We start from the raw sequence: 24,687 nt of genomic DNA, 5'->3' as shown, positions 1-24,687 counted from the left end.
GCCGACCGTGTTCCGGGATCCGCACAGCCACCCCGCCGTGGCCCGGCTGGAAGCCGCGTTCGGCACCATCCGCGATGAATTCCGGGCGCTGCACGATCGCGAGTTCGTGCCCTGGCCCGAGCGCTACCTGTATGGGGAAGGCTGGACCGTGTTCGGCCTGTACTTCGAGCACCGCCCCATTGAGCACGGCTGCGGCTTTTGCCCGCAGACCGCCGCGGTACTCGCAGAAATCGGCCCGATCCGGGCCGCGGGGTTTTCGCGGCTCGCGCCGAACACGCACATCCAGCCACACTGCGGCCGGCCGAAGCAGGAACTGCGCTGCCATCTGGGCATCGTGATTCCGGATGGCGATCTCGGGCTGCGGGTCGGCCCGGAGGTGCGGAACTGGCGCGAGGGCGAATGCCTGCTGTTCGACGACACCGTCGAGCACGAGGCCTGGAACCGCACGTCCAGCGATCGCATCGTGCTGCTGGTCGATATCCCGCGCGCGGACTGACCGCGTGTTCTCGCGCAGCCTGCATGCGCGGCGTCGCCGCGGGATTAGGCACCGTTTGCTCCTGACCGTTCTGATCGTCGCCGCGCTCGCGCTCGCCGCGCGTTACTGGCTGCTGCCGGCGATGGGGCGCTGGCTGGTGGAGGATCAGACGCCGACGTCGGCCGACGCCATCGTGGTGCTTGCGACCGGCGAGGAGTACTACCCGCGCGCGATCGAGGCGGCGCGGCTGCACGGACTCGGCCACGCGCCGCGGGTCATCGTCAACGGAGATCGCAGGACGCCGGCGCTTCAGGCGCTGGAGGCGCAGGGCTATCGACCGCTCGCGCCCTGGCCGCTGGAGATCACCGGGCTTTACGGCTTTCTCGGCGTCCCGGCGCCGGCGCTCACGGCCGTCGCATTGCCGCAGGCGTTCGATACCGTGTCGGAGGCGCAGGGACTCACCGCCGCCCTGCAGGCCGAGGGCCCGCTGCCGCGGCGGATCCTGCTGGTGACGAGCCGGTTCCACACGCATCGCGCGGCGACCATCTGGCGCGAGCGCATCGGCGCGCAGACCGAGATCATTCCGGTGGCCGCAAAAGAAGACCCGTTCGACCCGGAACACTGGTGGGCCGACGCGCGTCAGATTCGCTGGGTCATGGCCGAGTACGGCGGCTGGCTGTCCCTGCTGTGGCGTGGTTTGAACGACTGAACGAGCGATGCACACGAGATGCGCGGTTTGAAGTGGATTGCGGGCCTGCTGGCGATGGTCCTCGCCGGGCCGGCCGGCGCGGTTGACGAGACCCTGCTCGAGTCACTGGGCGTGGAACGCCTGGACCTGCCGGGCGCGACGGGTGTCCTGTTGTGGCTGCCCGGCGAAAACGGCTTTCACGGCCGCGAACGCGAGACCATTCGCTCAGTGCATGCACGCGGGTTGTCCGTTTGGCGCGTGGACCTGCATGCCGGCGCCTTCGCGACCCCGGGACGCGGCTCCCTGCACCAGTTCGATGCCGGCGCGGTCGCGGGACTCGTCGATCTCGCCGCGCGTGACGGCCGCCGGGTGTTCATCGTCGCCGCCGGTCGCGGCGCGGCCTTCGCGCTGCGCGTCGCGCGCGAGTGGACCCTGCGCGGCGATCCGGCGCGGCCGCTGGCCGGCGCGATCCTGTTCAGCCCGAACCTGACCGCGGACCGTCCCGAGATCGGCCGCCCGATCGAGTTCGACCCGGTCGTCGATGTCACCCGGCTGCCGGTCGTGATCGTTCAGGCCCACTCGGCGCGCCTGGACCAGTTCGAGCAGCTGGCCGAGCGGCTGCGTGCGGGTGGCAGCGCGGCGTATCGCTGGGCGCTCGATGACGGCGCCGAGCTGATCTACGGCGAGTCAGGCCGTGGTCCGGACCGTTCGAACGTATTGCTGCGTGCGGTCCAGATGCTCGGACGCCACGCCGGCTGGATGGACGCGCCGCACGCGGCCGATGACGGCGCGCCGCTGGCCTTGCCACCACGCTCGAAATTCGACACGGCGCTGACCGCCATCGAGCCGCCGCGCGAGGCGCCGGGGCTGGCGCTCGCGGATGTGGACGGCAGGCCGCTGAGTCTGGACGAGTTTCGCGGCGAGGTCGTGCTGCTCAGCTTCTGGGCGACCTGGTGTCCACCCTGTGTCGAGGAGCTGCCGTCGATGAATCGCCTGCGCGCGCGGCTCTACGAACGCGGGCTGCGGGTCGTGGGCGTCGACGTCGGTGAAACCGCCGCACAGATGCGTGCGTTTCTGAAGCGGGTCGATGTGGCGTTCCCGAACCTGCTCGATGTCGAGGCGAGCGCGGCGGCGCGCTGGAACGTGCACGCGTTTCCGACCAGCTTTGTCATCGATCGCGACGGGCGCATCCGCTACGGGATCGTCGGCGCGCTGGACTGGGAACGCGCCGAGAACATGGGGCCGATCGAGGCGCTGCTCGACAAATCCGTCGGCAATGAAAAACCCCGGTGAATCCGTCCACCGGGGTTGGTCGCCGGGCTTGGTTGGAGGGGTCCGTTGGGGGCGCTTCCTGCACCGTGTCGCATCCCTGCGTCCGTTCGGTGGCGACGGTTAGAGTTTGGTTTTCCGACGCCCCGTACGACAGCGGCAAACACCCCGAGATCGTGTAGGCAAAGGCTTACAACCGGCCTGCCTCGCTCGCGGCAGCATCACGGCTTGCGAACGAGGATGTCCTCCATGATCAGATACTGGAGATCGGAGCCGAAGAACATGTTCAGCGCGTCGGTCGGCGAGCACACCATGGGTTCGCCGCGCCGGTTCAGCGAGGTGTTCAGGAGCACGCCGTTGCCGGTCGCGGCCTCGATGCGTTCGAGCAGTTCGTAGTAGCGCGGGTTGGTGTCGCGCGTGACGACCTGCGCGCGCGCCGTGCCGTCCTCGTGCACGACCTCGGGCACGCGCTCGGCCCAGCCATCGGCCACGTCGAAGGTGATGGTCATGAACGGCGCCGGGTGATCGGTACCGAGCATCTGCGGTGCGACGCGGTCCAGCACACTGGGGCAGAACGGCCGCCAGCGTTCGCGGTATTTGATCTGCGCGTTGATGCGGTCGGCGATGCCAGGCACCGACGGCACGCCGAGGATCGAGCGGTTGCCGAGCGCGCGCGGGCCGAACTCCATGCGGCCCTGAAACCAGGCCAGCGGGTGGCCGGCGGTCAGCAGTTCGCTGGCCACGCGGGTGGTGTCGGCCAGGCGTTCCCATTCGGGTTGTGAGCCGTGCGCTTCGCAGGCCGCGATGCACTGCTCGTTGCTGTAGCGCGGCCCGAGATATGCGTGGCGCATGGGGGCGATGCGAGCGCCGGCCCGCGCGGCGACATACGAGGCCGCACCGATCGCGGTGCCCGCGTCGTTCGCCGCCGGCTGCACGAACAGCTCGCGCACCCCGGGCATGGCAACGATGCGCTGGTTCAGCTTCACGTTCAAGGCGACGCCACCCGCGAACACGATGCGGCCGGTCTCCCGCAGCACGTCGCCGACGTGATGCTCAATGAGTTCGAGCGCGGCGTCCTCGAGCAGCTTCTGCACCGAGGCGGCATAGTCCACGTACGGATCATCGATCTCGTCGCCGACGCGGCGCGGACCAAGCCACTCGATCAGCTTCGGGCTGAAGTAGAAGTTGCGGCCGTCTTCCTTGTGGCGGCGCATGCCGATGACATTGATCAGGCGCGTGTTGACGCTGAAACCGCGCGGACCGTGTCTGAGCAGGCGCGACAGGTCGTGACGGGTCGGGTCGCCATACGGCGCCATGCCCATGACCTTGAACTCGCCGTCGAACATCTCGAAGCCGAGGTATTCAGTCATCGCGGCATAGAAACCGCCGAGCGAGTCCGGATCGTAAAACGCCTTGCGCTGGGTGATGCGGCCGTTCTCGCCGACACCGAAGAACGTCGTCGCGTATTCACCCTTGCCATCGATGCCGACGATCGCGGTCTTTTCCTTGAAGCCGCTCAGGTGATAGGCGCTCGATGCATGCGCGAGATGGTGCTCGACCATCTCGATGCGCACGCGGTTCGCGCCGATGCCCAGGTCGTCGCAGAGCTGGCGCAGTCGCGCGAGATTGCGCCGGTAACGGCGGTTGCCGTTGAAGAGCGCCGTCAGCGCGCGATCCGGCGCATACCAGTAGCGCCGCGCGAAATGCCAGCGCGCGAGTGAGTTGAACAGGCCGATGTGAGCGTACGGAAACGCGACGACGTCGACCTGCTGCGGCTGGATGCCGGCGAACTCCAGACAGAACCGTGCCGACTCATACGGGAATTTTCCCTTCGCGTGCTTGTCGCGGAGGAAGCGCTCTTCCTCGACCGCGGCGACCAGTTCGCCGTCGACGAACAGCGCCGCGGACGGATCATGGCTGACCGCGCCGGAGAGTCCCAGGACGATCACGGCGTCGGCAGTTGGTGGCGGCGAAACATGCGGAAGTCAGTTGCGATTTGCGGAACGCGCGACAGACTGCCAGAAAGCTCCGCAAGCGACCAGTGCGCGCGGCCGGCTGGCCACTGCGGTTCAACCCTGCGCATGGGCCTCGGCTTCGCGCAGGACCGCCTGCAGCGCACCCCAGACCCGGCCGGGATCGACGCTGCCGAAGCACGGTGGATCGACGTCGCGTACGCCCGGGTAGGTACAGTCGCGGCGCAGGCAGGGTGCACACGCAAAGTTCGCCTTGAGGTTCACCTGGCGCACGCCGAGCGCCCCGGCGCGGTCCGGCGCCGTGGAGCCGAACAGGATCACGCCGGGCGCATCGAACGCCGCGCCCAGGTGTGCGAGCCCGGTGTCGACGCCGACGTAGGCCTGCGCCGAGCAGATCTCCCGCGCGGCGCCATCGAGCGTGAGACGCGGCAGCACGCGCGCGCCGCTCGCCACCGCGATGCGTTCGGCCGCGGCCTTCTCGGCATCGCTGCCCCAGGGCAGGCGCACGTCGAATCCGGCCGCGATCGCGCGCCGGGCCAGGTCGATCCAGTACGCCTCGGGCCAGAGCTTGCTGGCCCAGGTCGTGCCGTGCAGGAACACCAGCCGGCGTTCGTCGAGGCGTGGCGTCGTCGGCGGGCGCAGGCCGTAGTCGAACGCGCCACGCTCGCCGCTGGTATAGCCGAGGCAGCCGGCGAACAGCAGCCGGATGCGCTCGATGATATGGCGCTCCTCGCCGATATCCACGCCGCGCGAATACAGCCAGGTCGCCGCGCGCTCGCGCGAAATGCCCGCTGGCCAGCCGCAGACTCGCCCGCGCGCCAGCGTGGCGACGAAGGCGCTCTTGATCAGCAAACCCTGGGCGTCGATCACACAGTCGTAGCGTTCCTCGCGCAGAGTGCGTGCGAACGCGCGCATCTCGCGACGTGCACTGGATCGCCACAGGCCTTCGAGCCGCCAGCGCCGATAGGCGATCGGGATGACCCTGCGCACGGCCGGGTGCCAGCCCGGGATCGGCGCAAGCGCCTCTTCGGCGACCCAGTCCAGCGTCAGATCCGGAATCGCGCGTGCGGCTTCCGTGACGGCCGGCAGGGTGTGCACGAGATCGCCGAGCGAGGAGGTTTTGACCAGCAGGACCTTCACCGGACGTGATTCCTCAGTCCTCGAGCGCGGCGGCGGCGACCGCCGCGATCACCTGCGCGGGCGCGAGATCCACGAGGCAACGGGTGTGACCCAGCGGGCAGTCGCGCTTGAAGCACGGGCTGCATTCCATCCCCAGCCGCAGCACGGTGGCGTGCGCGGACAGCGGCGGCGTGTGGCCCGGGTCGGACGAGCCGTACAGCGCGACCACCGGCCGACCGAGCGCGGCCGCGACGTGCATGAGCCCGGAATCGTTGCTGACCGTCACGGTCGCGAGCGACAGCAGATCAATGGCCTGCGCGAGCGTCGTGCGCCCGGTCAGATCGATCACCTCGCCGTCGCCGTCGATGCCGCCGTGGGCCGCGATGTGGTCGGCGATTCCCGTGCTGATCGGTTTGTCCCTGTCCGAGCCGAACAGCCAGACGCTCCAGCCGCGCGCGGCGTAGTGCCGGGCAAGGTCGGCGAAATGCGTGGCCGGCCAGCGCTTGGCCGGGCCGTACTCGGCGCCCGGGCACAGCGCGAGCAGTCGCACCGGGCGCAGCAGGTCGAGTCCGGCCAGTGCGGTCTCGACCCCCTGCGGATCGGCGCGCAGGCGCGCGACCGGGTCCGGCGCGATGGCGGGGTCGTAGGCGCCGTCGGGGTGGGCGAGGGCCAGAAAGCGGTCGACGGTGCGCGGCAGGCGGCGCCGGTCCAGGCGCCGGCCGTCATTGAGCAGAGGCCAGCGTGCCTCGCCCCAGTAGCCGGTGCGTTTCGCAATGCCGGCCGCCCAGGGCATCAGCGCGTGCTTCCAGGCGTTCGACAGCACGATCGCCCGGTCATGGCGACCGCGCAGACCGCGACCCATGCGCCAGCGTGCGGCGAGCGCGGCCTGGCCATGCTGGAACGGCAGATCGATGCCGGCGTCGACCTCGGCCATGCGCCCGGTCAGTGCGCGGGTCCAGGCCGGGGCGGCGACGTCGATCGGGGTGGACGGCGCCTGTTCGCGCAGCGCCGCGAACAGACATTGCGCCATGACCATGTCACCGATCCAGGCCGGACCGATGACCAGCGTGCGGGCGTCAGTCAACCAGCGAGTATTCGGTGCCGCAGTACGGGCACGCCGCGCTGCCGGTCTTTTCGATCGCCAGGTAGACGCGCGGATGCGCGCTCCACAGCGGCATGTTCTCGTTCGGGCAGTACAGCGGCAGTTCCGAACGCTTTACGGTATAGCGCACACGCGCCGCGCCCTTGTCGCCGGCGGGCCGCTTCGAACCGTTACTGCGATCGTTCGTGGCAGGCATGGTCGTAGGGGTCCTGAATCAGACCGGCGTGAGCCAGCCCTCGGGGGTCACGCGGCGGCCGTGCACGAGGTCGAAATACATCGATTGCAGCCGCTCGGTCAGCGGGCCACGCCCGCCGTTGCCGATGGTTCGGCCGTCGAGTTCGCGGATCGGCGTGACTTCGGCGGCCGTACCCGTGAAGAACGCCTCGTCGGCGACATAGACCGCGTCGCGGGTCAGGCGCGCTTCATGCACCGGCACGCCGATCTCGGCGGCCAGCGCGAAGATCGTGCGGCGCGTGATGCCGTCCAGTGCCGAGGTCAGCTCGGGCGTATAGATCGCGCCGTCGTGCACGATGAAGATGTTCTCGCCGCTGCCCTCGGCCACATAGCCGTCGACGTCCAGCAACAACGCCTCGTCGTAGCCGCACTGCTGCGCCTCGGTGACGGCCAGCATGGAGTTCATGTAGTTGCCGTTGGCCTTGGCCTTGCACATGGTGATGTTCACGTGATGGCGCGTGAACGACGAGGTGCGCACCCGGATGCCCTTTTCCAGCGCTTCCTGGCCGAGATACGCGCCCCAGGCCCAGGCCGCGACCATGCAGTGCACCTTGAGGCCTTCGGCGTGCAGACCCATGCCCTCCGAGCCGTAGAAACACATCGGCCGGATGTAGGCGGCCTCCAGGCCGTTCTCGCGCACCACGGCACGCTGCGCATCGTTGAGGGTCGCCTGGTCGTAGGGCAGTTCCATCGCCAGGATGTGCGCCGAGCCGAACAGGCGGCGGGTGTGGTCGCCGAGGCGAAAGATCGCCGTGCCGGATTCCGTGCGGTAGGCGCGCACGCCCTCGAACACGCCCATGCCGTAATGCAGGGTATGGGTGAGCACGTGCACGCGCGCCTCGCGCCAGGGCACGAGCCTGCCGTCAAACCAGATCACGCCGTCGCGATCGTCGAATGGGGGTTTCGCCAAGGGTCGTTACCGTTCAAGGGGTCTCAAAAGTCGCCTGCCACTGCGCCTGCACGAACGCCCGTTCGGCGGCATGCGCCCCGGGGTCGATCAGCACCGGCCGGTCGAGCAGGCTGGCGCGATGGATGTCGCCGCGCAGCCGGCGGTAGATCTCGGCCAGCCGTCCGGCGTCGGAGGCAGGCATCAGACCGCATCCGGCCAGAGTCTCCAGCAGCCGGATGTTGTCGGTCCAGCGCGTGAGCTCAGGATGCTCGAAAGCGTGACGCAGAACGCGATATTGAACCATAAACTCAATGTCCGTAATACCGCCGTGGCCCTGCTTGAGGTCGAAGTCCTCGGTGGTGCTGCGGTCGAGTTCGGCACGCATGCGCGAGCGCATTTCGACGACCTCCTCGCGCAGCTTCCGCGGATCGCGTTCGCGGCGCAGGACCGCATCGCGGATCGCCGCGAAGGCGGGCTCGGGGCGGCCGATTGCCGCGACCGGGCGGGCGCGGATCAGGGCCTGGTGTTCCCAGGTCCAGGCGCTGTCGTTCTGGTAGAGCGCAAACGCGTCGAAGCTCGACACCAGCAGGCCGGACTTGCCGTTCGGCCGCAGGCGCGTGTCGACCTCGTAGAGCGTGCCCGAGCGCATCGGGGCGGTCAGGATGTGGATGATCCGCTGCGCGAGGCGCGTGAAGAACACGGCGTTTTCCGCGCTACGCTCGCCGTTCGTGTGCTGCGCGCTGCCGGTGCTGTCGTGCAGGAACACGATGTCGAGATCCGAGCCGTAGCCGAGTTCCAGCCCGCCGAGCTTGCCGTAGGCGACGATCGTGAACTGTGCGTCGCGGCGAACGCCATCGACCTCGAATCCGGGCACGCCATGGCGTTCGGTCAGCTCGGTCCAGGCCAGCGCGAGGGCGTAGCGCAGCATGACCTCGGCCAGCGCGCTCAGATAATCGCTGACCTTCATGAGCGGCAGCGCGCCGGTGATGTCGGCAGCGGCAATCCGCAGCATCTGCGCATGGGCGAACTGACGCAGCCGCTCCATCTGCTCCTCGAGATCATCCTCGGGGATCGCGGCCAGATGCGCGACCAGCTCGCGCATGAGCCGGTCGTCGGTCGCCGGCGCGTACAGCCGGCGCGGATCGAGCAATTCGTCGAGCAGGATCGGCTGGCGGGCGATCTCGCGCGCGATCCACGGGCTCAGACCGACGAGACTTGCGAGATGGGTGCGCGCCGCCGGATGTTCGTACAGCAGCGCCAGGTAGGCGCTGCGCCCGCCGATCGCCTCGATGACCGCGAGCAGCCGCTCGAGCGCGCCGTCCGGATCCGGCGTGGCGGCGGCCTCCTCGATCAGCGCCGGGACGAGGTGATCGAGCCGGGCACGGCCGGTCTGACCGAGCACCCGGAAGCCGCCCGAGCCGCGCAGCTGGCCGATGCGCTCGCGCGCGGCGGGCGGATCGCGAAATCCCGCGTGGCCCAGTTCCGCGTCGCTGCCGGCCTCCTGCGGGTGGGTCCAGACCCGCGCGAACCGGTCCGCTGCGGCGGCGTCGGTATCGGTCGAGAACACCGCCGCAAACTCCCGGTGCACCGCAGCGCGCGCGGCATCCAGGGCTGCCAGCAGCGCGGTCCAGTCCGGGTGATCGAGCGCGGTCGCGATACGCGCGCGCGTCGTGTCGTCGGCGGGCAGCACATGGACCTGCTGGTCGTCGACCTGTTGCAGGCGGTTCTCAACGTGACGCAGCAGACAGTAGGCCGTATCCAGCCGGTCGGCCACGGCCTCGTCCAGCAGGCCGAGCCGCGCCAACCGGCGCAGCACGGCGCGGATCGGACGGGCCTGCAGGGTCGGCTCGCGACCGCCGCGGATGAGCTGAAAGACCTGGCCGATGAACTCGATCTCGCGGATGCCGCCGCGGCCGAGCTTGACGTTGTCGTCGATGCGACGGTCGCGGTACTCGTCCTCGATCATGCGCTTCATGTCGCGGATCGCCTCGATTGCCGAGAAATCGAGGTAGCGCCGGAAGACGAACGGTCGCACGATCGCGTCGAGCAGGGCCTGATCGCTGGCGCGCGCCCCAATCGCACGGGCCTTGATCCAGGCGTAGCGCTCCCACATGCGCGCCTGGCCGTGCAGGTATTCCTCCAGCGCCGCAAAGCTGACCGCGAGCGGCCCACTCAGGCCGAACGGACGCAGCCGTGTGTCGACCCGGAACACGAAGCCCTCGGCGCGTGGGCTTTCCAGCGTCACGGTCACGGCCCTGGCGATGCGCGTGAAGTACTCGTGGTTCGAGGTCGATCGGCGGCCGCCGCAGGTCTCGCCGTCGGCGCGGTAGGCGAAGATCAGATCGATGTCCGAGCTGAAGTTCAGCTCGCCGCCGCCGAGCTTGCCCATGCCGATGGCGATCAGGTCGACGGCCGCGCCGCGATCGTCGAACGGCTCACCCCATTGCGCCGCGGCGAGCCGGCGGTGGTGCGCCAGCGCGGTCTGCACGCAGGCGTCGGCGAGGTTGCTCAGGTCGGTGAGGATCTCATCGAGTTCCGCCAGGCCGCCGATGTCGCGCCAGCAGATGCGCAGCATCTCGCGCTGGCGCGCGAGCCGCAGTGCGCGGCCAAGCTGCTCCTCGTCGCCGGCCTCCACGCAGGCGTGCGCGACCTCGGCGGCGATCGTCCCCGGCGCTCGCGGCGCGTCCAACGCGCCGCTCGCGCGAAGCCCGTCGAGCATCTCCGGCCAGCGTTCGGCCGTGCGGCGCGCGAAATCGCTCGCCGCGAATACGCGGGCCGTGATCTGTTCGTGGTCGGTCTGCGACAGCGGCGACATGGCCCGCGAGCCTGCCACCGCCGCTGCGCCGGGGCAATCCCCGGCCGGCGCTCACATGCCGGCGGCTGCCTTGGCGAGCGCGGCCAGCGCCAGGGTCATCTGCTTGAACGGCGGTGCGTTCGGGTCCATGCCGTGCGCCGCGGCGAGCGAATCGGCCGACCGATACGTGACGCGCGTGCGCCCGTCCGCGGCCTGCCAGACCGACATCTTCAGCGGCAGGTCCACGCCGATCTCCGGGTTGATCTGCATCAGGGCCGTGCCGAGTTTGGGGTTGCCGAAGATCAGCACCTTGCTGGGGGCAAGGGTCTGGCCGACATTGACGGCGCCCTTTGCGTGGTCCACCTCGACGAAGGCCTTCAGCCCGCGGTTGCCGAGCGCCTTCTGGAGTCGGTCAAAGGTGGTCTGCACGTCGTCGGGGCTTTCGGTGGTGATGTAGTCACCGGCGCGGGCCGTGGTCGCGATGCAGACCAGGGCCGCGATCAGCAGTGCACGGAACATGGGGCTACCTCCGGGTTGGGTGGTTGCGATGACCGCTTGGGGCGCAGCGCGCGAATGACAGGAGACCGGCCGGGACCGGGGATGCTTGCGCGGGATTCAATTTTTCAGCACGCCAAGGTGGCGTTCCAGGAACCGCGTCAAGGGTCGGGGATTGCGGATATGAATCTTGCCGTCGCTGAGCTGCGGGTCCAGGAAACCGTCCACATCACTGTAGTCAGTGTAAACGTCCACGAACACCAGCCCACGCGCGCGGCATCCGGCGCGCAGTCGCTCGTTCATGTAGCAGACGTAGTGCAAGCGTTCGGCGTCCGATCCGAGGAACGGAAACGCCGGGTCCTCCCAGACCCGGTCGCGGTGCACGGGCGGGACCACGTTGTAGACGGCGATGGTCCTGGCGGCCGTGCGCGCCCGATTCAGCTCGATGGCGTCGAAATAGGCATCGACGACCTGGTCGATGACCGATTCGTGGTCGGTCTCGGCAAGTCGCTGCACATGTCCGCGGCAGTCGATCTCGCCAAAGCAGAAACAGGCGACGTCGTCGGCGTCCAGTCGATAATCGGCGAGGTCAAGCAGTTCGAGGCCGAGTTTCCCAAAGCTGTGCATCAGCCTGGGCCCCAGCCGGTGGGTATGCACTTCCACCGAGCGCGAACGCACCTTCTTCCAGCCAGCGTGACAGTGGCTGTCGCCGAAGGTGTGGATCTTGCGCCTGGGGCGGGTGCGAAACAGTCGCATGGGCCGTCGGGGTGGGCGGTGCGGCTCGGGCCGCGGAAGGCGCTACGGTATCATTGATCGACGATGCCACGGCCCGGCATGCCCGCCATCCCCGAAGGTTTCCACGAGCGGTTTGCACAGACCCATGCTGTGGCTCGACGACACGTTTGAAAAGACCCTGCCGCGCGATGGCGCGACCATTGACTATTTCATGGCGCTGGACGGCGAGGTCGTTCGTCACCAGGACCGTCGCCGCACCGTGCGTGCGCAGATCGGCGCTGAGTTCTTCTACGTCAAGACACATCGCGGCGCGCGCGTGAGGGAGATCCTGAAGAACCTCTTCTACCTGCGACTGCCGGTCATCGGTGCCCGCACGGAATGGACCGCCATCCAGCGCTTCCGGGCCTCCGGAATCCCGACCGTGGAGATGGTCGCCTACGGCGCCAAGGGGCGAAATCCGCTGACCCAGCGCTCGCTGGTCGTAACCCGGGCCCTCGAGGACACGATTGCACTGGACCGCTATTGCGAGCAGTGGCGTGACACCCCGCCGGCGTTCGTCGAAAAGCGCGCGCTAGTTGACGAACTCGCGGCGATCTCGCGGCGCATGCTGCTCGGCGGCATGAATCATCGAGACTACTACCTCGGGCACTTTCTGCTCGCGCGTGATTCGATCGAGGGCCTGAGACGTGGCGCACCGCCGCGTGTATATCTGATCGATCTGCATCGTGTGCAGATCCGCGGCAAGACACCGCGACGCTGGCTGGTCAAGGATCTCGGCAGTCTGTATTTCTCCGTGATGCACTTCGGCATTACACGACGCGACCTGTTGCGCTTCATCGTGCGTTTTACCGGTCGGCCGCTGCGTCATGCGCTCGGTGGCGACTGCCCATTCTGGTCCGATGTAGAGCGTCGCGCGATCGCCCTGTATCGCAAGATGTACGGCCACGCGCCGAAACTGCCTTGACCATCACCGCACTCACGTCGGCCGGTCGACCGGCGAACATGCCGCTGACGCGTGACGTTTCTCCTGAACATCTCGTTGCACCCTTCCGCGTGCCGGTCGGGCAGGCCGCCGGCCGAACCGGAGAACTGCAATTCACCGAAACCCTGCGCTGGCTGCCCGGCAAGCGACTGGTCGGCGCCGGGCGCTGGCACGATGAACCCGTGCTGATCAAGCTGTTCTACGGCGACGGTGCACGCAAGAACTGGCGTCGCGAGGATCGGGGCTACGCGACCCTCGCGAGGGCCGGCATTTCCGCGCCGTCGGTGCTGCACTCCGGTCCGGTCGACGGAACGGCCGCGTTCGTGCTGGTGGCCAGCTGGCTCGCCGATGCGCAGACGCCCCGCTCTGCCCTGCAGAACGCGACGAGCGATGGGGAGCGGCTGGCGATCTTCTCCGATCTTGTCGACCATGTCGCCGCCAACCACAACGCGGCGGTTGTCCAGAACGACATGCACCTGGGCAATTTTCTGCTCGCCGACGGCAAAGTCTATTCGATCGATGGCGCGCGGGTGCGCATGCACGGGCGGTTGTCACGGCACACCCGCAGCCAGAACCTTGCCGCATTTTTTGCGCTGCTGCCGCTGCGCATGTTGTCCGCGGTGCCGCAGCTGTTCCAGCGCTACGCACAGGCGACGGGGTTTTTCACCAACCGCGAGGCGATCGCCGCAATCGAGCGCCACACGGCCCGGCTGCGGCGCGAATCCACACGGCGACATCTGAAGAAGATGTTCCGCAATTGCACAGACATCAAGGTGGATCGCAACGGCGACCTGCGACGCATCTATGTGAGAAAACTTGACGGCGCGGATCCCGGTTGCGAACTGAACTTGAGCGCAATCGAACAACCACCGGATGGCGCGCGAATGCTCAAACAGGGAAATACCTGCACGATCTGGACGCGCGAGCTCTTGGGGCGAGTGCTCGCGGTGAAACGCTACAACATCAAAAACGCACTGCATGGACTGAAGCTGGCGCTGCGCCAGTCGCGTGCGCTCAAATCCTGGCGCAACGCGCACCGGCTGCTGTTTCATGGCATTGCGACGCCGGCGCCGATCGCCGCGATCGTGGAAAAGCGTGGCCCGTTCACGCGGCGCGCATGGTTTCTCGCGGAATGGGTTGATGCGCAGAACGCAGCCGAATTCTTCGCGTTTGACCGCGCGATGAACGCCGACGAGGCGCTGGTTGCCAGGCGGCTGTGCGACCTGGTGCAACTGCTGTCCATGAATGGCATTGTGCACGGTGATATGAAAGCGACGAATTTTCTGATTTGCCGCGATGACGTGTTGCTCCTCGATCTGGATGCGATGCGCGAACCGCGGTTTGGCTGGCTCGCGCGACGCGGCTGCGCGCGGGATCGACGCCGGTTTCTCGCCAACTGGCGGGATCGGCCAGAACTGCTGCGGCAGTTCGAAACACTCCTGAATGGCGGCTCGGCGGAAGCCGCCGGTCCAGGAAACAACAAGGGGTGATGTCTTGGTGAGACTATTGATTGCCGTGCTGCTTGTGGCGGTGGCGGCATACATCGGCTATCGGCTGTACCGGCGTTCACGCTGGAAGACGCTGGCGCCCCTGTTGCCCGCGCGGTTCAACTTCGGCAAGCGGCGCGACACCTTTCGTCGCGCACTTGATCTGCTCGAAGCGCGTGGCGGGCGTTTCATCCTCGAAACGGGCGTCGCGCGCGAGGGACTCGCCAAATCCAAATCGGACGGCGCGTCCACGATCGTGTTCGCCGCATGGGCGCAACAACACCATGCGCGCGTGGTGTCCGTCGATATCGACCCCGCCAGCATCTCGGCGGCGCAGGCCGCGGTCGCGCAGCTGGGCCTCGGGGAGTTTGTCGAGTTCGTGACCTCGGATTCGGTCGCCTACCTCGCGCAGTGCGACCGAGCGGTGGACCTGCTGTATCTGGACAGCTTCGACTATGACCGCAACGATCCGGCCGTGCAGCAGGCGAGCCAGGCGCATCACCTCGCCGAATTCAAGGCGATCGAGGCGCGGTTGCACGCCAACAGCATCGTGCTGATCGATGACTGCCGCATACGCGGCGGCGGCAAGGGTAAGCTCGTGATCGCCTACATGCTGGAACGTGGTTGGCGCGTCGAGTTGTCGCGCTACCAGATGCTGCTGGTGCGCGATTGAAACCCGCGCTGCATCGCGTGGTTCGCCTCTGGCGCTGCGACGCGCTCTGCAGCCCAGCCTGAACCTGATTGTGAAGGTTTATTACGTTGTCTGGATGGAGGACCTGGCTTCGCCGCTGTTGCGTGGTCAGGTGCTGGACATCTGTGCGATGTTTGCCCGACAGGAGGTCGATCTCACCTTCGTTTATTTTTCCAGACCGGAAGATGCGAAACCTGCTGGGCGACTGTTGCGACAAGCGCTGCCGGATTCTGTCGGGCTCGTGGTGGAACCGGTGGGGTTCCTCGGCTGGACGGCACGTCGCCTGGACTGGCAGTTCTATCGCCCCGTCCAGGGTCCGCTGGTCATCGGCCGCGTTGTGCGTACGCTGAAACGACTGATCGAACGGCGCGCCAGTGCCGTCGTTCACTTCCGCTCCTATCCGATTGCACTCGCGGGCGTTCGACTCAAGTCGAGACGCCCCAATCTCAGGGTGGTCTTCGATCCGCGGTCGCCGTTCCCCGAGGAAGGCGTCACGCTCGGGCGAATGAAACGGGGCGGCCGCACACACCGGTACTGGCAGGCGGTGGAACTGCGGCTTCTGCGTGGAGCGGACGCAGTCGTGGCCACCTCGAAGGCGTTTGGCCGGAGTCTGCTTGCGCGTGTGCCGTCGGCCGGCGTGCATGTCATCGGCAACAACGTCGACACGGCACGGTTCACGAGCGCGGCTGCCGACCGAACCCGCATTCGCCATGAACTGGACATCGATCCGGACGCGTTCGTGTTTGGTTATGTGGGCAGTCTGGGGTTGCGATTCTGGAACGACCCGAACGCCTACGCCGGTTTTATGCGTTCGATCGCGAAGTCCGGGCGGCCCGCCTGCTTTCTGTTTGTAACGCGAGATCAGCGGGTGCTACGCAAGGTCATGGCGGCGCACGGGATCGACGAGCGCCGGCACCGGGTGGTGGGCGCGTCGTTCGACGAGGTGCCCGGATATCTGGCGTGCATGGACGCCGGCCTGAACTTCATGGCGCAGCCCGATCCGCGTCTGAGCGTGAAGACCGTCGAATACCTCGCGGCGGGCCTGGCGGTCGTCACGAACGAACGGGCCTCCGGCGTGGCGGGCCTGGTGCGCGACAACGAGCTGGGCGTGGTCGTGGGCGATGAAACGGCATTGTCCACCGACGAGATTGAGCGGATATTCGCGCTCTTCGAGGCAAGGGACGAATATGCAAGTCGCGCAAAAAGCTACGCGCTCAGCGAGTGTTCTACCGAGGCGGTCTCCGGCAGATATCTGGCGATCTATCGGGCCTTGTGGGCCTAAATTGAATGACGATCCCTAGCGGTCCAGCCTCCTGCCTTTCTGATTCATTCTTCGCGTTTCTCTGGAAAGAAACAGCAGGTTCGTGCGTCGCAGATGCGGTTCCCGCGTGGTCCATTCATGGATCTGTTCGTAGATCCCGAACAGATAGTATTCGTGCGACTCGAGAAACTGTTTGAGGTTTTCGAACGACACGTGTCGTTGATTGGTCGGGCTCATTCCGGCCTCGACCAGAACGAGATCGATCGACTGTCTGGCGAGCGAATCCGTTGCACCCTTCAATACCTCGAGGTCACTGCCCTCGGTGTCGATCTTCAGGAAACCGATGCGCTCGATCGCGTTCCGCTCGCAGAATGCGTCGATGGTGTCGATCGTTACGGATTCGGTGGGCGAGTCGGCGTCCGGCTGCTCGCGGGACTGTTCGCGCAGGAAATACATCTCGGGGATGCCCTGCAGCACCATGGTCCCGTCGGCCTTCGCGGCGCCGAGCGCGATTCGATGACAGTGTGCCTGCCCGGTTCCGGCGAGGTGGTTGCGCAGCTTGCGATGATTGTCCGTGGACGGCTCGAAGCAGTGGATGGTCGTATCTGGAAAGTGATCCAGGAACAACCGCGCGGACTGGCCAACGTTTGCACCGACGTCGAACACAATGCTCGGCCGGAACATCGGCAGCGCCGCGGCGATGTCGTGGAACATGTCGACCCCGCGCGGCGGGAACCGAAAGATCCGTGTGCCCGTCAGGCGCTCGATCGCCTGTTTCATCCTGCCGGAGAGATTCATGTTTCAGCGTCGCTGTTTCGGGCGGTGGGCGCGGACCGAGCAGTGGATCGGATGAACCGGTCCGCGTTCGTCCGCATGTTGAACTGAGCGGTTGACGGCCGGGTTGCGAAGTATATCGGAACGACGAGTTCCGCCCGCGCTTCGAATAGACTGGCGGGCGGACGCCTGCGTGATCACGCCAGGCGTGCGGGTTGACAGCCGGTCGGACTCAGCACTCCGGGCGCCGCGCATTCTGGTACCGTCCGAATTCCGCCGCAACCGCTCCGGCCCGTCACCCCACATTTTCTGAGTCATGCAACACACGCCCGCTGCCGTTCTTCCGGACGATCTGACGTCCTACGATCTTCTGAAGACGCTGGCGTTGATCCTGATGCTGATCGATCATGTCGGCGCGTACTTCTTTCCGGAGCAGGCCGGCTGGCGAATCTTCGGACGGATATCGTTTCCGATCTGGCTGTTTCTGGTCGGCTATTCGAACACGCGCACGATCCCGTGGACACTTGTGGCCGGCGCGGTGGTGCTCGCCGCTTCATCGTTTGTCGTCGGCGAGCCGATTTTCCCCCTGAGCGTGCTGGTGACGATCATCGTCGCGCGACTGTGCAAAATACCGTGTGCGGACTTTGCATTTCCCGGCATTGGCCGGATGTTGGTGACCGCGGTATTGCTTACAGCACTGGTATGGCCAAGCCTGTTCGCATTCGAATATGGCGCGCTGGGCATGCTGTTCGCGCTGTATGGGCATGCGGTGCGGCATCGATCCGGCGATTCGAGGGGAGCGCCGGGCGTTCGCGTTTTCATGCCCCTGTCGGCATTGGCCTACATCGGTTATCAACAGCTGTACTTTCGGTTCAGCCTGCTGGATGGGCTGACCATGGCGGCCGGTGTCATTGCCATCGGTCTGCTGCTCGGCCTGTTCGAGTCACATCGCTATGCGAGACTCACCGCTGCGCTGCCCACGGCGATGACCGCGGTGCTCAAACTCACGGGGCGACGGACACTGGAGGTCTACGTGATCCATCTGCTGGCCTTCAAGGTGCTCGCGGCCCTGCTCTATCCCGAGCGCCATTCCCTGTTCGAATTGCATTGGTACTGAATCTCATCGCGCCATGGCAGTCCATGACATCGTGAACCCATCCACGGCCGGCGGCCGCGCCATGGTTTTTGTGTTCTCGCTCGCCATCTTTCTCGGCGCGGCTCTGTTGTTCATGATCCAGCCAATGGTGTCGCGGCTGGTGTTGCCGACCCTGGGCGGGTCGCCGGCCGTGTGGATCACGGCGGTGATGTTCTTTCAGGCCGTGCTTCTGCTGGGCTACCTCTACGCGCATCTGTTATCCACACGCGTAACGCCGTGGATGCAGCCGGTTGTTCATGTCGTGCTGCTGTTGCTCGCCCTGGCGAGCCTACCGGCAACACGGCCCGACGCCGGTTCCGCCGAGATCACGACGCAGCCCGCGCTCTGGTTGCTGGGGCATCTGTCGCTGTCGATCGGCCTGCCGTTCTTCGCGGTTTCGGCGACCGCGCCGCTCATGCAGCGGTGGTTCGCCCGCAGCGGTCATCGGCACGCGCATGACCCGTATTTCCTCTACGCCGCAAGCAACCTCGGCGCGCTCCTGGCCCTGCTTGCGTATCCGGTGCTCGTCGAACCGGCGCTGGGGCTGGATCAGCAGAACCTGGCATGGGCCCTGGGCTACGCGCTGTTGCTGATGGTGATCGCGATCTGTGGCGGGTGGATGATTCGCTCGAGCCGTCCGGAGCGGCCTGCGGTGGATGTGACCGGCGCGCGGGCCGCGCGGGTGCCACCCGATTGGCCAACACGTTTGCGCTGGCTTGCATTGGCCTTCGTGCCGTCGGCGCTACTGTTGGCCGTGACGCTGTATATCAGCACCGATGTTGCCGCGGTTCCGTTTATCTGGGTCGTGCCGCTGGCCCTGTTCCTGCTTTCGTTCGTGTTCGTCTTCGCGCGGCGGCAGTGGCTGAAGGCGCACTGGATGCTGGAACTCCAGGCCTGGGCGTTCATTGCCCTGGCAATCTTCTGGGCGATCGACGACGGCTGGATGCGGCTGGTGCTGCACCTCGCCGTGCTGTTTCTGACGGCGATGGTGTGCCATGGTGAACTCGTGCGGCTGCGCCCGCACGTGAGCGATCTGACAGAGTTTTATCTATGGATCTCCGTCGGCGGTCTGCTCGGCGGGGTGTTCTGCGCAGTCATCGCCCCGCTGGCTTTTGATGGTGTATACGAGTACCCGCTGGTCGTGTTGCTCGCCGCTTTGTTGAGACCGCGCGCGAGGGCGTCATCGGGGCGCGCCATGACCCGACTCTCGTGGCTCGATTTCGCACTGCCCGCGCTGCTGGCGGTGTTCTTTCTGCTTCCGCGTGCATTCCCGGCGCTGAATCCGGACCAGTTCGGCGCCGCTGGCGTGTTTGTCTTCTTCGCCGCGATCGCCGTGGTGCTCGACCGGTTTCGCAACCATCCGGCCCGATTCGCGCTCGGTCTGCTGCCGCTGCTGGCGACCGCGCATGCGTCCAGCACTGCGGGTGCAGTGCAATTGCGCGACCGCAGTTTTTTCGGCGTGTACTCGGTGGTCGACAAGGGCGACGGCAGCATCCGCTACCTGGTGCATGGCCGTACCGTGCACGGCGCCCAGCGCCTGCAACCGGATCGCGCCACGGAGCTGGCCACCTATTACCACCACGCGGCGCCGCTTGGTCAGATCGTTGAGGCAATGCACGCTGCGGGCCGCATTCGCAACATCGGCGTACTGGGCCTTGGGGCGGGCACGCTCGCCTGCATTGTCCGCCCGGGCCAGTCGATCACGTTCTATGAACTCGATCCGCTCATGGCCGAAATCGCCCGTGACACGCGGTACTTCAGCTTTCTGGATCGTTGCGCCCCGCAGGCGCGGATCATTCTCGGCGACGGACGGCTCAAACTCGCGCAGGCGACCGATGGCGCATACGACCTGCTGGTGTTCGACGCCTTCACCTCCGATGCGATCCCGATGCATCTGGTGACCCGCGAGGCGCTCGGCATGTACCTCGACAAACTCGCGCCCGGCGGCCTGTTGATGTTCCAGATCACGAACAACTACGTGGACCTCGAACCGGTCCTGGCGCGGCTGATCGATTCTCTCGGGCTGGCCGGACGGGTCGGTGAATTCACGCCGACCGCCGCGCAATCCGCCGACGAGATATCGGCCTCGAAATGGGTCGTCATCGTACACTCGGAAGCCGACCTGCCGGGTGTTGCGCAGGGTGACGGCTGGCGAGCTCTGCCAGCCGTAGGCAGCGGCACGCATCGCGTCTGGACCGATGACTACTCGAACCTTTTCGAGGCGCTGTATCTGCGCACCTGGTTGCTTGGCCCCGAACGTTTCGGGGGCGATCAGGCAGGCAGTCATCAGGCCGACCGGGCCGCGTCGTTGTGATGCGTGCGGGGTTCCGTTATGGTTGCGGCGTTTTGGGGTACACCCGGAATCCGGGTGATTCGCTTTCCGTTGGAGGATCAGATGATCAACAAGTTCCTGCTCGTGGCCGGCACCACATTGCTGCCGCTGTCCGCGTTCGCGGAGATGAAGAAGAAGGTGGTCGAGCAGTCCGTACCGGTCGACTCTCCCGTCGCGCTCACGGTACTCGGCGTGCTGGCGGCCGTGCTCGCGGTACGTTTCTTCCGCAAACGTTGAGCACCCGGCGCGACGCGGAGCCCTGTCTCCGCGCCGCGCCTGATCGACAGCCATCACGCGCGGTTACGCTGATCCCGGCGCGACAACCGCGGCCTTGATACCGCGCAACGCGGCGGGACGCTCGGCAACGATCAGCCGAGCCCCGTGCGCGGCGCACGCAACGGTCCCGATGATTGCCGGGCTCCGGGCTCGGAGCACCGCCTTCCCGAAAATCAGGTCCGTTTACAGAGCGGGCCTCAGCCCCTCACCAGCGTTGTTTGATGCGCGCGCAGTGCGAGCGTGTCGTCGTTCGAAAACGCGTGGCAGCAACCACCAGCCGGGGAGTATGACCTGTAACAGGTAGCGCAGTGGGGTCTGCGGCTGGAAGTACGCAAAGGTCAGATAAGTGCCGACGATGAACCAGGCCAGAAAGACGCTGGTGATGTTCCGGCCGGATCGTTCAAGCAATGCGAACAGGGCGAGAAAGACCGAAAGCGCCGTCATCACATGAAAGGCAGCATGCTCGTAGAGCCAGCGGTTCAGATCGATCAGTTTCCGCATGGTCGCAGACGGTGTCAGCGGCCCCGGATCCAGCGCTTGCGCGTACACGGCGCGCGTATCGGCGTGTTCGGTCAACAGGCTGTGGCCGGCATCAAATCCGAATGCCTGGTATTCGAGGTGCGGATAAAATTCGCCCAGATAGTCCAGCGGCGCCTGCGCGAGCCAGCGTAGCGTCTTCTCGGCGCCGGCGTAACGAATGGCGGCGAGCACGGAGGGTTGTTCGACTCGCGGCGGCCCGAGACTGGTCATGAACTGAACCAGTTCATGGCATTGCGTGCGCTCCACGAGCGCGCGGCCCTGCTCGGTGCTGCAATCGGTTTCGTACATCGCCAGATCGCATTTGAGCCGGCATTGCAGGCTCTTTTTCACCAGATCCGGAAAGAATGCCCGACCGTAGGGGTCTTCCGGAAAGTTCCGGACGAAGTACTGGTCTTTCTGCTGGTGAACCAGGAGCACCGCAGTTCCCAGCAGCACGACACCAATCAATCCCGACCGCCTGGCCGGTTTGGACAGGTTCGCCGTCAGCATCGTGGCCAGCAGCGCCAACGGCAGGATCATCAGTTGTCGGCGGGCCATCGTCGCCAGCAGGACCAGACCGAACAGCATCACCCAGAGCCTCGCGCCTCGATTGCCCCGCTCGTGACTCAACACCAAGCACAGCAAGAGCACGAAGGTCCATGCCGTCACCTCCGCCCAAAACCCGTTCGCGACGAACATCGTCGCCACGATCACAAGCGGTGTCGACACCACGAGCACAATGCGGCCCGTCGTGCTGGTCGTACGCCAGTGCTGTTTCACCCACAGGGCCATCAGGCCGAAGAACAGACTGTGCCACCCCAACAGCAAGTCGTTCAGATTCAGCCACGGCTGAAGGTTGGCGAAGCGCGCCAAAGCAAGCAGCATCCAGCCGAATCCGGGTTGTCGAAGTGCATGCCCCTGCGGGTGCATCCCGAGGGCAATGTAGGCATAGCTGTCAAACGAGAAGAACTGTGGGAGCAACGACCACAGCAAGGCCCCACCTGCGAGCGCGCCCGCGATTACCGTCGTCAGATTCGCACGCGATGTCGGCATCAGCATGTCCTGAGACAATCCCGTGGCGTCGTTGCGCACGAGTCAATTCCGGGTGAACGGGCGTGGTTCAATCGCCGACTCTCCCGGGGTCGTCTACCAGCCCCAGCAGGTAGGCGCCAGCTTCCGCCAGGTCGCGCCCGTAGGCGAGCACGCCGTCTTCATGACCGCCCATCGCAAAACCGCCGGGCAGCGCCGGATGCTGCGCCAGAATGCGCTCGGTCTCGGCCGCCATCTCAGCCGTGCCATAGGGGACGTCGGGGCTTGTGACCGGCAAATGCAATGCGTCCGCCGATCGCCATAGTGCTGGCGCGTGGACGTGAATCACGGCCTGCACCTGCGGTCGACAGCGATAGATCGCCGCATGCGTCATCGATTCCGACGACGGCGGTATCGGGCCGCGCGACCGCACGCTGTTATTTTTTTCATCGACTCGCAGAACATGGCACAGGTGTTCCGGCCCGATGGATTCGAGTCCGCCGGTCTGCGAACCGGTGACCACGAATCCGCCATCGGGCCAGCGAATGCTCAGGTTTCCATAGGCCGCGCCGTCGTAGCGCGTGCCATCCTGCCCGACCAGACCGCGTTCGCGGCAGCGTCGGAACCAGTTCAGCAGCGACGCGACGGCTGGCAACGCGAGAGCGGGTGCCGACTCGTGGTGCAACCGGAATTTGATGACGCCGTCCGCTGTCTGCATCGTTTTTCGATTGAATCGGGTGGCAGATCTGGCGAACCGTCACGCGCAACCTGACTCGGGAAGCTCTGATCAAGCCAGATTCGCTCAGGGTATTCCCCAGGGAAACTCTGATCAATTCGGCGTTTTTCGCGGCACAAGCAAGGGACGCCGTTTGCGACGGCTGCATGCCGTTGAAATTTCGAGAAAACGAAAAATCACGCTTTTTCGTTTTCGCTGCTCTGGCAACCCTGGATGGATGATCAGAGCTTCCCTAAGGGAAGGCGCTGATATCAAGGACCAATCGGGGCAGCCACGTTCAGATTGTCGGCCGCCTCCCGCAGGCGACGGTCGCGAGTCCAGAAGCCAGCCCCTGCGACCATAGCCGAGCCTAAGAGGTGAATATCGATCCAGCCTAGGCCACGACCCATGAGTTGGTGATGCTCTATCAGCGCAAGCGCTTCATCGTGCGTAATCGGGTTGATCGCGGGCAGTTCGCCCAACAGGGAAAGCAGCTCTTGGCAGTTACTTAGATTGCCGCAGGCCAGTTCGCCAATAACGAACGGATGGATGAGCACTTCTTCGCGCTCCAGCAGCGCCACCAGTCGGGGTTCGCCCTGGCGCAGGTGGTCGACCCAGATGGAGGTGTCAACCAGCAGCATCCGAGGCTTCCCTGCGGCGTGGAACTTGTTTCAGATCTGGCTCGGAACCGCCCAGGGCCGCCAGGCGGCGCGCACTTTCCCGAGCAATCAGGGCCTCCAGCCCTGCCCGGACCAGCGCGGTCTTCTCACGAATTCCTGTCAGGCGCCCCGCTTCGGACAGCAAGCTGTCGTCGATATTCAGTGTCGTTCTCATGCATACAATATAAGCATCATTGTATGCATCCACAAGTGGACGCAGTCAATTTAAGGGCTCTGACCCCTTTGCCCTGACCCCTTTGCCGGACCCCTTTGCCGGCCGCACGGGGTTGCGATCAGGCGGCCCTGAACCGGCGTCGCAGTGCGAACATGCCCGCCAGCACGAGTAGCAAGGAGGGCGGCGTGGGCACGAGGTCCGGAGTGGTGGTTTGATCGGTAAAGTTGAAGGTCGCGCCGGGCCCACTATCGTCGGCGATGATCAGGAGCCCGACATCGAATACCCAGTAGGGGAAGGTGTAGCCACCGGTAGGCGATGTGGCGAACCCAAACCCGTTTGTGCTTACACCGCTGTCGCGATAGTACTGGGTCACCGCCGACCCGTCCCAAAGCATCCCGAGGTCGGGTCCGCTGAACAGATTGAATGGACCTCCCGGCCAGCTGCCGCCCTCCAGTGACTGCAGCGCCACCACGCTGGTCTTGTCCATGAAGAATTCCAGGATCACGTAATCGCCGGCGGCAACCGTGCCCCCAGTGACGTCACCGGTGGTGACGAAGCGTCCGTGATCCTGGCCGCCATTGGCACTCCAGTCCCACATGATGTTGGCACTGGCGGAGCGGCAGAGGGTGAGAAGCAACGTCAGGAGAAGGAGGCGTCGGATCGGATTTTTCATGGTGTGGTGACCCTTGTCGGCGAACCGGTTCGTGCGGGGGCGCGAAGTGCCCGCGACCGGCGGTGCTTTCGGGCATTGGCACCGACGGCCGGGAGGATAACACGCCTCAGGGCCTGGACCGCTCCGTCGGCAGGCCGTCGGGTCCGGCATCCGTCTCGGTGTATCCCCGGAGCCTGGACATCTTGACCGATCCCCGGATTGAAGCT

The 24,687-nt window shown here is 66.0% G+C and carries 24 protein-coding genes; 10 read left to right on the top strand and 14 right to left on the bottom strand.

What is annotated here, in order from left to right; all coding sequences use genetic code 11:
• The first annotated feature begins 7 nt into the window (after positions 1-7).
• The 3 genes from KDG50_08725 to KDG50_08715 are packed head-to-tail and all read left to right on the top strand — an operon-like array spanning position 8 to position 2,456.
• On the top strand, positions 8-496 hold the full coding sequence (locus KDG50_08725; GenBank protein MCB1865503.1) for an aspartyl/asparaginyl beta-hydroxylase domain-containing protein: 489 nt from the start codon (positions 8-10) through the stop codon (positions 494-496).
• A 55-nt stretch (positions 497-551) separates the two neighbouring features.
• Positions 552-1,184, top strand: a complete 633-nt coding sequence (locus KDG50_08720) for a YdcF family protein (GenBank protein ID MCB1865502.1) — start codon at positions 552-554, stop codon at positions 1,182-1,184.
• A gap of 18 nt (positions 1,185-1,202) precedes the next feature.
• The gene (locus KDG50_08715) at positions 1,203-2,456 is read left to right on the top strand and encodes a redoxin family protein (GenBank protein MCB1865501.1); all 1,254 of its coding nucleotides are present in this window, start codon (positions 1,203-1,205) and stop codon (positions 2,454-2,456) included.
• A gap of 197 nt (positions 2,457-2,653) precedes the next feature.
• Here the strand turns inward: KDG50_08715 and KDG50_08710 are convergent, their stop codons facing one another.
• The 8 genes from KDG50_08710 to KDG50_08675 all read right to left on the bottom strand — a co-directional run bounded on the left by KDG50_08710 (position 2,654) and on the right by KDG50_08675 (position 11,794).
• Positions 2,654-4,381: a carbamoyltransferase gene (locus tag KDG50_08710; protein ID MCB1865500.1), complete on the bottom strand. Its 1,728-nt coding sequence runs from the start codon at positions 4,379-4,381 to the stop codon at positions 2,654-2,656.
• 120 nt (positions 4,382-4,501) lie between these two features.
• A complete protein-coding gene (gene waaC, locus KDG50_08705) occupies positions 4,502-5,545 on the bottom strand; it encodes a lipopolysaccharide heptosyltransferase I (protein MCB1865499.1) in 1,044 nt (347 codons plus the stop codon).
• A gap of 13 nt (positions 5,546-5,558) precedes the next feature.
• Positions 5,559-6,560, bottom strand: coding sequence for a lipopolysaccharide heptosyltransferase II (waaF, locus tag KDG50_08700; GenBank protein ID MCB1865498.1), 1,002 nt, complete (start codon positions 6,558-6,560; stop codon positions 5,559-5,561).
• A gap of 40 nt (positions 6,561-6,600) precedes the next feature.
• Positions 6,601-6,822, bottom strand: a complete 222-nt coding sequence (locus KDG50_08695; protein ID MCB1865497.1) for a zinc-finger domain-containing protein — start codon at positions 6,820-6,822, stop codon at positions 6,601-6,603.
• 18 nt (positions 6,823-6,840) lie between these two features.
• The gene (locus KDG50_08690; protein MCB1865496.1) at positions 6,841-7,770 is read right to left on the bottom strand and encodes a branched-chain amino acid transaminase; all 930 of its coding nucleotides are present in this window, start codon (positions 7,768-7,770) and stop codon (positions 6,841-6,843) included.
• 13 nt (positions 7,771-7,783) lie between these two features.
• Positions 7,784-10,564 carry a bifunctional [glutamate--ammonia ligase]-adenylyl-L-tyrosine phosphorylase/[glutamate--ammonia-ligase] adenylyltransferase gene (gene glnE / locus KDG50_08685; protein MCB1865495.1) on the bottom strand — a complete coding sequence of 927 codons (2,781 nt, stop codon included), beginning with the start codon at positions 10,562-10,564 and terminating at the stop codon, positions 7,784-7,786.
• A 51-nt stretch (positions 10,565-10,615) separates the two neighbouring features.
• Positions 10,616-11,062 carry a DUF302 domain-containing protein gene (locus tag KDG50_08680; GenBank protein ID MCB1865494.1) on the bottom strand — a complete coding sequence of 149 codons (447 nt, stop codon included), beginning with the start codon at positions 11,060-11,062 and terminating at the stop codon, positions 10,616-10,618.
• Between the two features lie 96 nt (positions 11,063-11,158).
• Entirely contained in the window at positions 11,159-11,794 is a 636-nt protein-coding gene (locus KDG50_08675; GenBank protein MCB1865493.1) for an SGNH/GDSL hydrolase family protein, read from the bottom strand.
• Between the two features lie 124 nt (positions 11,795-11,918).
• Between KDG50_08675 and rfaP the strand changes: the two genes are divergently transcribed.
• The 4 genes from rfaP (at position 11,919) to KDG50_08655 (ending at position 16,215) form a co-directional block, all read left to right on the top strand.
• Positions 11,919-12,737, top strand: a complete 819-nt coding sequence (gene rfaP, locus KDG50_08670; GenBank protein ID MCB1865492.1) for a lipopolysaccharide core heptose(I) kinase RfaP — start codon at positions 11,919-11,921, stop codon at positions 12,735-12,737.
• Positions 12,734-14,245, top strand: a complete 1,512-nt coding sequence (locus KDG50_08665) for a hypothetical protein (GenBank protein MCB1865491.1) — start codon at positions 12,734-12,736, stop codon at positions 14,243-14,245. Before rfaP ends, KDG50_08665 begins: the two co-directional genes overlap by 4 nt.
• Positions 14,246-14,252: 7 nt before the next feature.
• Positions 14,253-14,915: a class I SAM-dependent methyltransferase gene (locus KDG50_08660; GenBank protein ID MCB1865490.1), complete on the top strand. Its 663-nt coding sequence runs from the start codon at positions 14,253-14,255 to the stop codon at positions 14,913-14,915.
• 70 nt (positions 14,916-14,985) lie between these two features.
• Positions 14,986-16,215, top strand: a complete 1,230-nt coding sequence (locus tag KDG50_08655; GenBank protein ID MCB1865489.1) for a glycosyltransferase — start codon at positions 14,986-14,988, stop codon at positions 16,213-16,215.
• Positions 16,216-16,230: 15 nt separating this feature from the next.
• On the opposite strand, the gene KDG50_08650 is transcribed toward KDG50_08655, so the two are convergent.
• Complete coding sequence (locus KDG50_08650) at positions 16,231-16,992, bottom strand: FkbM family methyltransferase (GenBank protein MCB1865488.1); 762 nt, start codon at positions 16,990-16,992, stop codon at positions 16,231-16,233.
• A 292-nt stretch (positions 16,993-17,284) separates the two neighbouring features.
• Here KDG50_08650 and KDG50_08645 point away from each other — a divergent pair, with 292 nt between their 5' ends.
• The 3 genes from KDG50_08645 (at position 17,285) to KDG50_08635 (ending at position 20,672) form a co-directional block, all read left to right on the top strand.
• Positions 17,285-18,085, top strand: coding sequence for a hypothetical protein (locus tag KDG50_08645; protein MCB1865487.1), 801 nt, complete (start codon positions 17,285-17,287; stop codon positions 18,083-18,085).
• 13 nt (positions 18,086-18,098) lie between these two features.
• Positions 18,099-20,417, top strand: coding sequence for a fused MFS/spermidine synthase (locus tag KDG50_08640; protein MCB1865486.1), 2,319 nt, complete (start codon positions 18,099-18,101; stop codon positions 20,415-20,417).
• Positions 20,418-20,498: 81 nt separating this feature from the next.
• The gene (locus tag KDG50_08635) at positions 20,499-20,672 is read left to right on the top strand and encodes a hypothetical protein (protein MCB1865485.1); all 174 of its coding nucleotides are present in this window, start codon (positions 20,499-20,501) and stop codon (positions 20,670-20,672) included.
• A 222-nt stretch (positions 20,673-20,894) separates the two neighbouring features.
• Here the strand turns inward: KDG50_08635 and KDG50_08630 are convergent, their stop codons facing one another.
• The 5 genes from KDG50_08630 to KDG50_08610 form a co-directional block, all read right to left on the bottom strand.
• Positions 20,895-22,322 (bottom strand): hypothetical protein, encoded by a 1,428-nt coding sequence (locus KDG50_08630; GenBank protein ID MCB1865484.1) that lies wholly within the window; start codon positions 22,320-22,322, stop codon positions 20,895-20,897.
• A 28-nt stretch (positions 22,323-22,350) separates the two neighbouring features.
• The gene (locus KDG50_08625) at positions 22,351-22,977 is read right to left on the bottom strand and encodes a class II aldolase/adducin family protein (GenBank protein ID MCB1865483.1); all 627 of its coding nucleotides are present in this window, start codon (positions 22,975-22,977) and stop codon (positions 22,351-22,353) included.
• A gap of 269 nt (positions 22,978-23,246) precedes the next feature.
• Positions 23,247-23,615 carry a type II toxin-antitoxin system VapC family toxin gene (locus tag KDG50_08620; protein MCB1865482.1) on the bottom strand — a complete coding sequence of 123 codons (369 nt, stop codon included), beginning with the start codon at positions 23,613-23,615 and terminating at the stop codon, positions 23,247-23,249.
• The gene (locus tag KDG50_08615) at positions 23,602-23,808 is read right to left on the bottom strand and encodes a type II toxin-antitoxin system VapB family antitoxin (protein ID MCB1865481.1); all 207 of its coding nucleotides are present in this window, start codon (positions 23,806-23,808) and stop codon (positions 23,602-23,604) included. The genes KDG50_08620 and KDG50_08615 overlap by 14 nt, the downstream gene beginning before the upstream one ends.
• Before the next feature lie 118 nt (positions 23,809-23,926).
• Positions 23,927-24,481 carry a hypothetical protein gene (locus KDG50_08610; GenBank protein ID MCB1865480.1) on the bottom strand — a complete coding sequence of 185 codons (555 nt, stop codon included), beginning with the start codon at positions 24,479-24,481 and terminating at the stop codon, positions 23,927-23,929.
• Positions 24,482-24,687: the final 206 nt, after the last annotated feature.

This window comes from Chromatiales bacterium, assembly GCA_020445605.1.
Lineage (GTDB): Bacteria > Pseudomonadota > Gammaproteobacteria > JAGRGH01 > JAGRGH01 > JAGRGH01.
This window is presented reverse-complemented; position numbering and strand designations above follow the sequence as displayed.

Bases quoted from the DNA above. Each gene is read 5' to 3' on its own strand.
- KDG50_08715 (MCB1865501.1), top strand. From the start codon at position 1,203: ATGCGCGGTTTGAAGTGGATTGCGGGCCTGCTGGCGATGGTCCTCGCC.
- waaF (MCB1865498.1), bottom strand. From the start codon at position 6,560: ATGGTCATGGCGCAATGTCTGTTCGCGGCGCTGCGCGAACAGGCGCCG.
- KDG50_08695 (MCB1865497.1), bottom strand. From the start codon at position 6,822: ATGCCTGCCACGAACGATCGCAGTAACGGTTCGAAGCGGCCCGCCGGC.
- glnE (MCB1865495.1), bottom strand. From the start codon at position 10,564: ATGTCGCCGCTGTCGCAGACCGACCACGAACAGATCACGGCCCGCGTA.
- KDG50_08680 (MCB1865494.1), bottom strand. From the start codon at position 11,062: ATGTTCCGTGCACTGCTGATCGCGGCCCTGGTCTGCATCGCGACCACG.
- KDG50_08675 (MCB1865493.1), bottom strand. From the start codon at position 11,794: ATGCGACTGTTTCGCACCCGCCCCAGGCGCAAGATCCACACCTTCGGC.
- rfaP (MCB1865492.1), top strand. From the start codon at position 11,919: ATGCTGTGGCTCGACGACACGTTTGAAAAGACCCTGCCGCGCGATGGC.
- KDG50_08650 (MCB1865488.1), bottom strand. From the start codon at position 16,992: ATGAATCTCTCCGGCAGGATGAAACAGGCGATCGAGCGCCTGACGGGC.
- KDG50_08645 (MCB1865487.1), top strand. From the start codon at position 17,285: ATGCAACACACGCCCGCTGCCGTTCTTCCGGACGATCTGACGTCCTAC.
- KDG50_08640 (MCB1865486.1), top strand. From the start codon at position 18,099: ATGGCAGTCCATGACATCGTGAACCCATCCACGGCCGGCGGCCGCGCC.
- KDG50_08635 (MCB1865485.1), top strand. From the start codon at position 20,499: ATGATCAACAAGTTCCTGCTCGTGGCCGGCACCACATTGCTGCCGCTG.
- KDG50_08625 (MCB1865483.1), bottom strand. From the start codon at position 22,977: ATGCAGACAGCGGACGGCGTCATCAAATTCCGGTTGCACCACGAGTCG.
- KDG50_08620 (MCB1865482.1), bottom strand. From the start codon at position 23,615: ATGCTGCTGGTTGACACCTCCATCTGGGTCGACCACCTGCGCCAGGGC.
- KDG50_08615 (MCB1865481.1), bottom strand. From the start codon at position 23,808: ATGAGAACGACACTGAATATCGACGACAGCTTGCTGTCCGAAGCGGGG.
- KDG50_08610 (MCB1865480.1), bottom strand. From the start codon at position 24,481: ATGAAAAATCCGATCCGACGCCTCCTTCTCCTGACGTTGCTTCTCACC.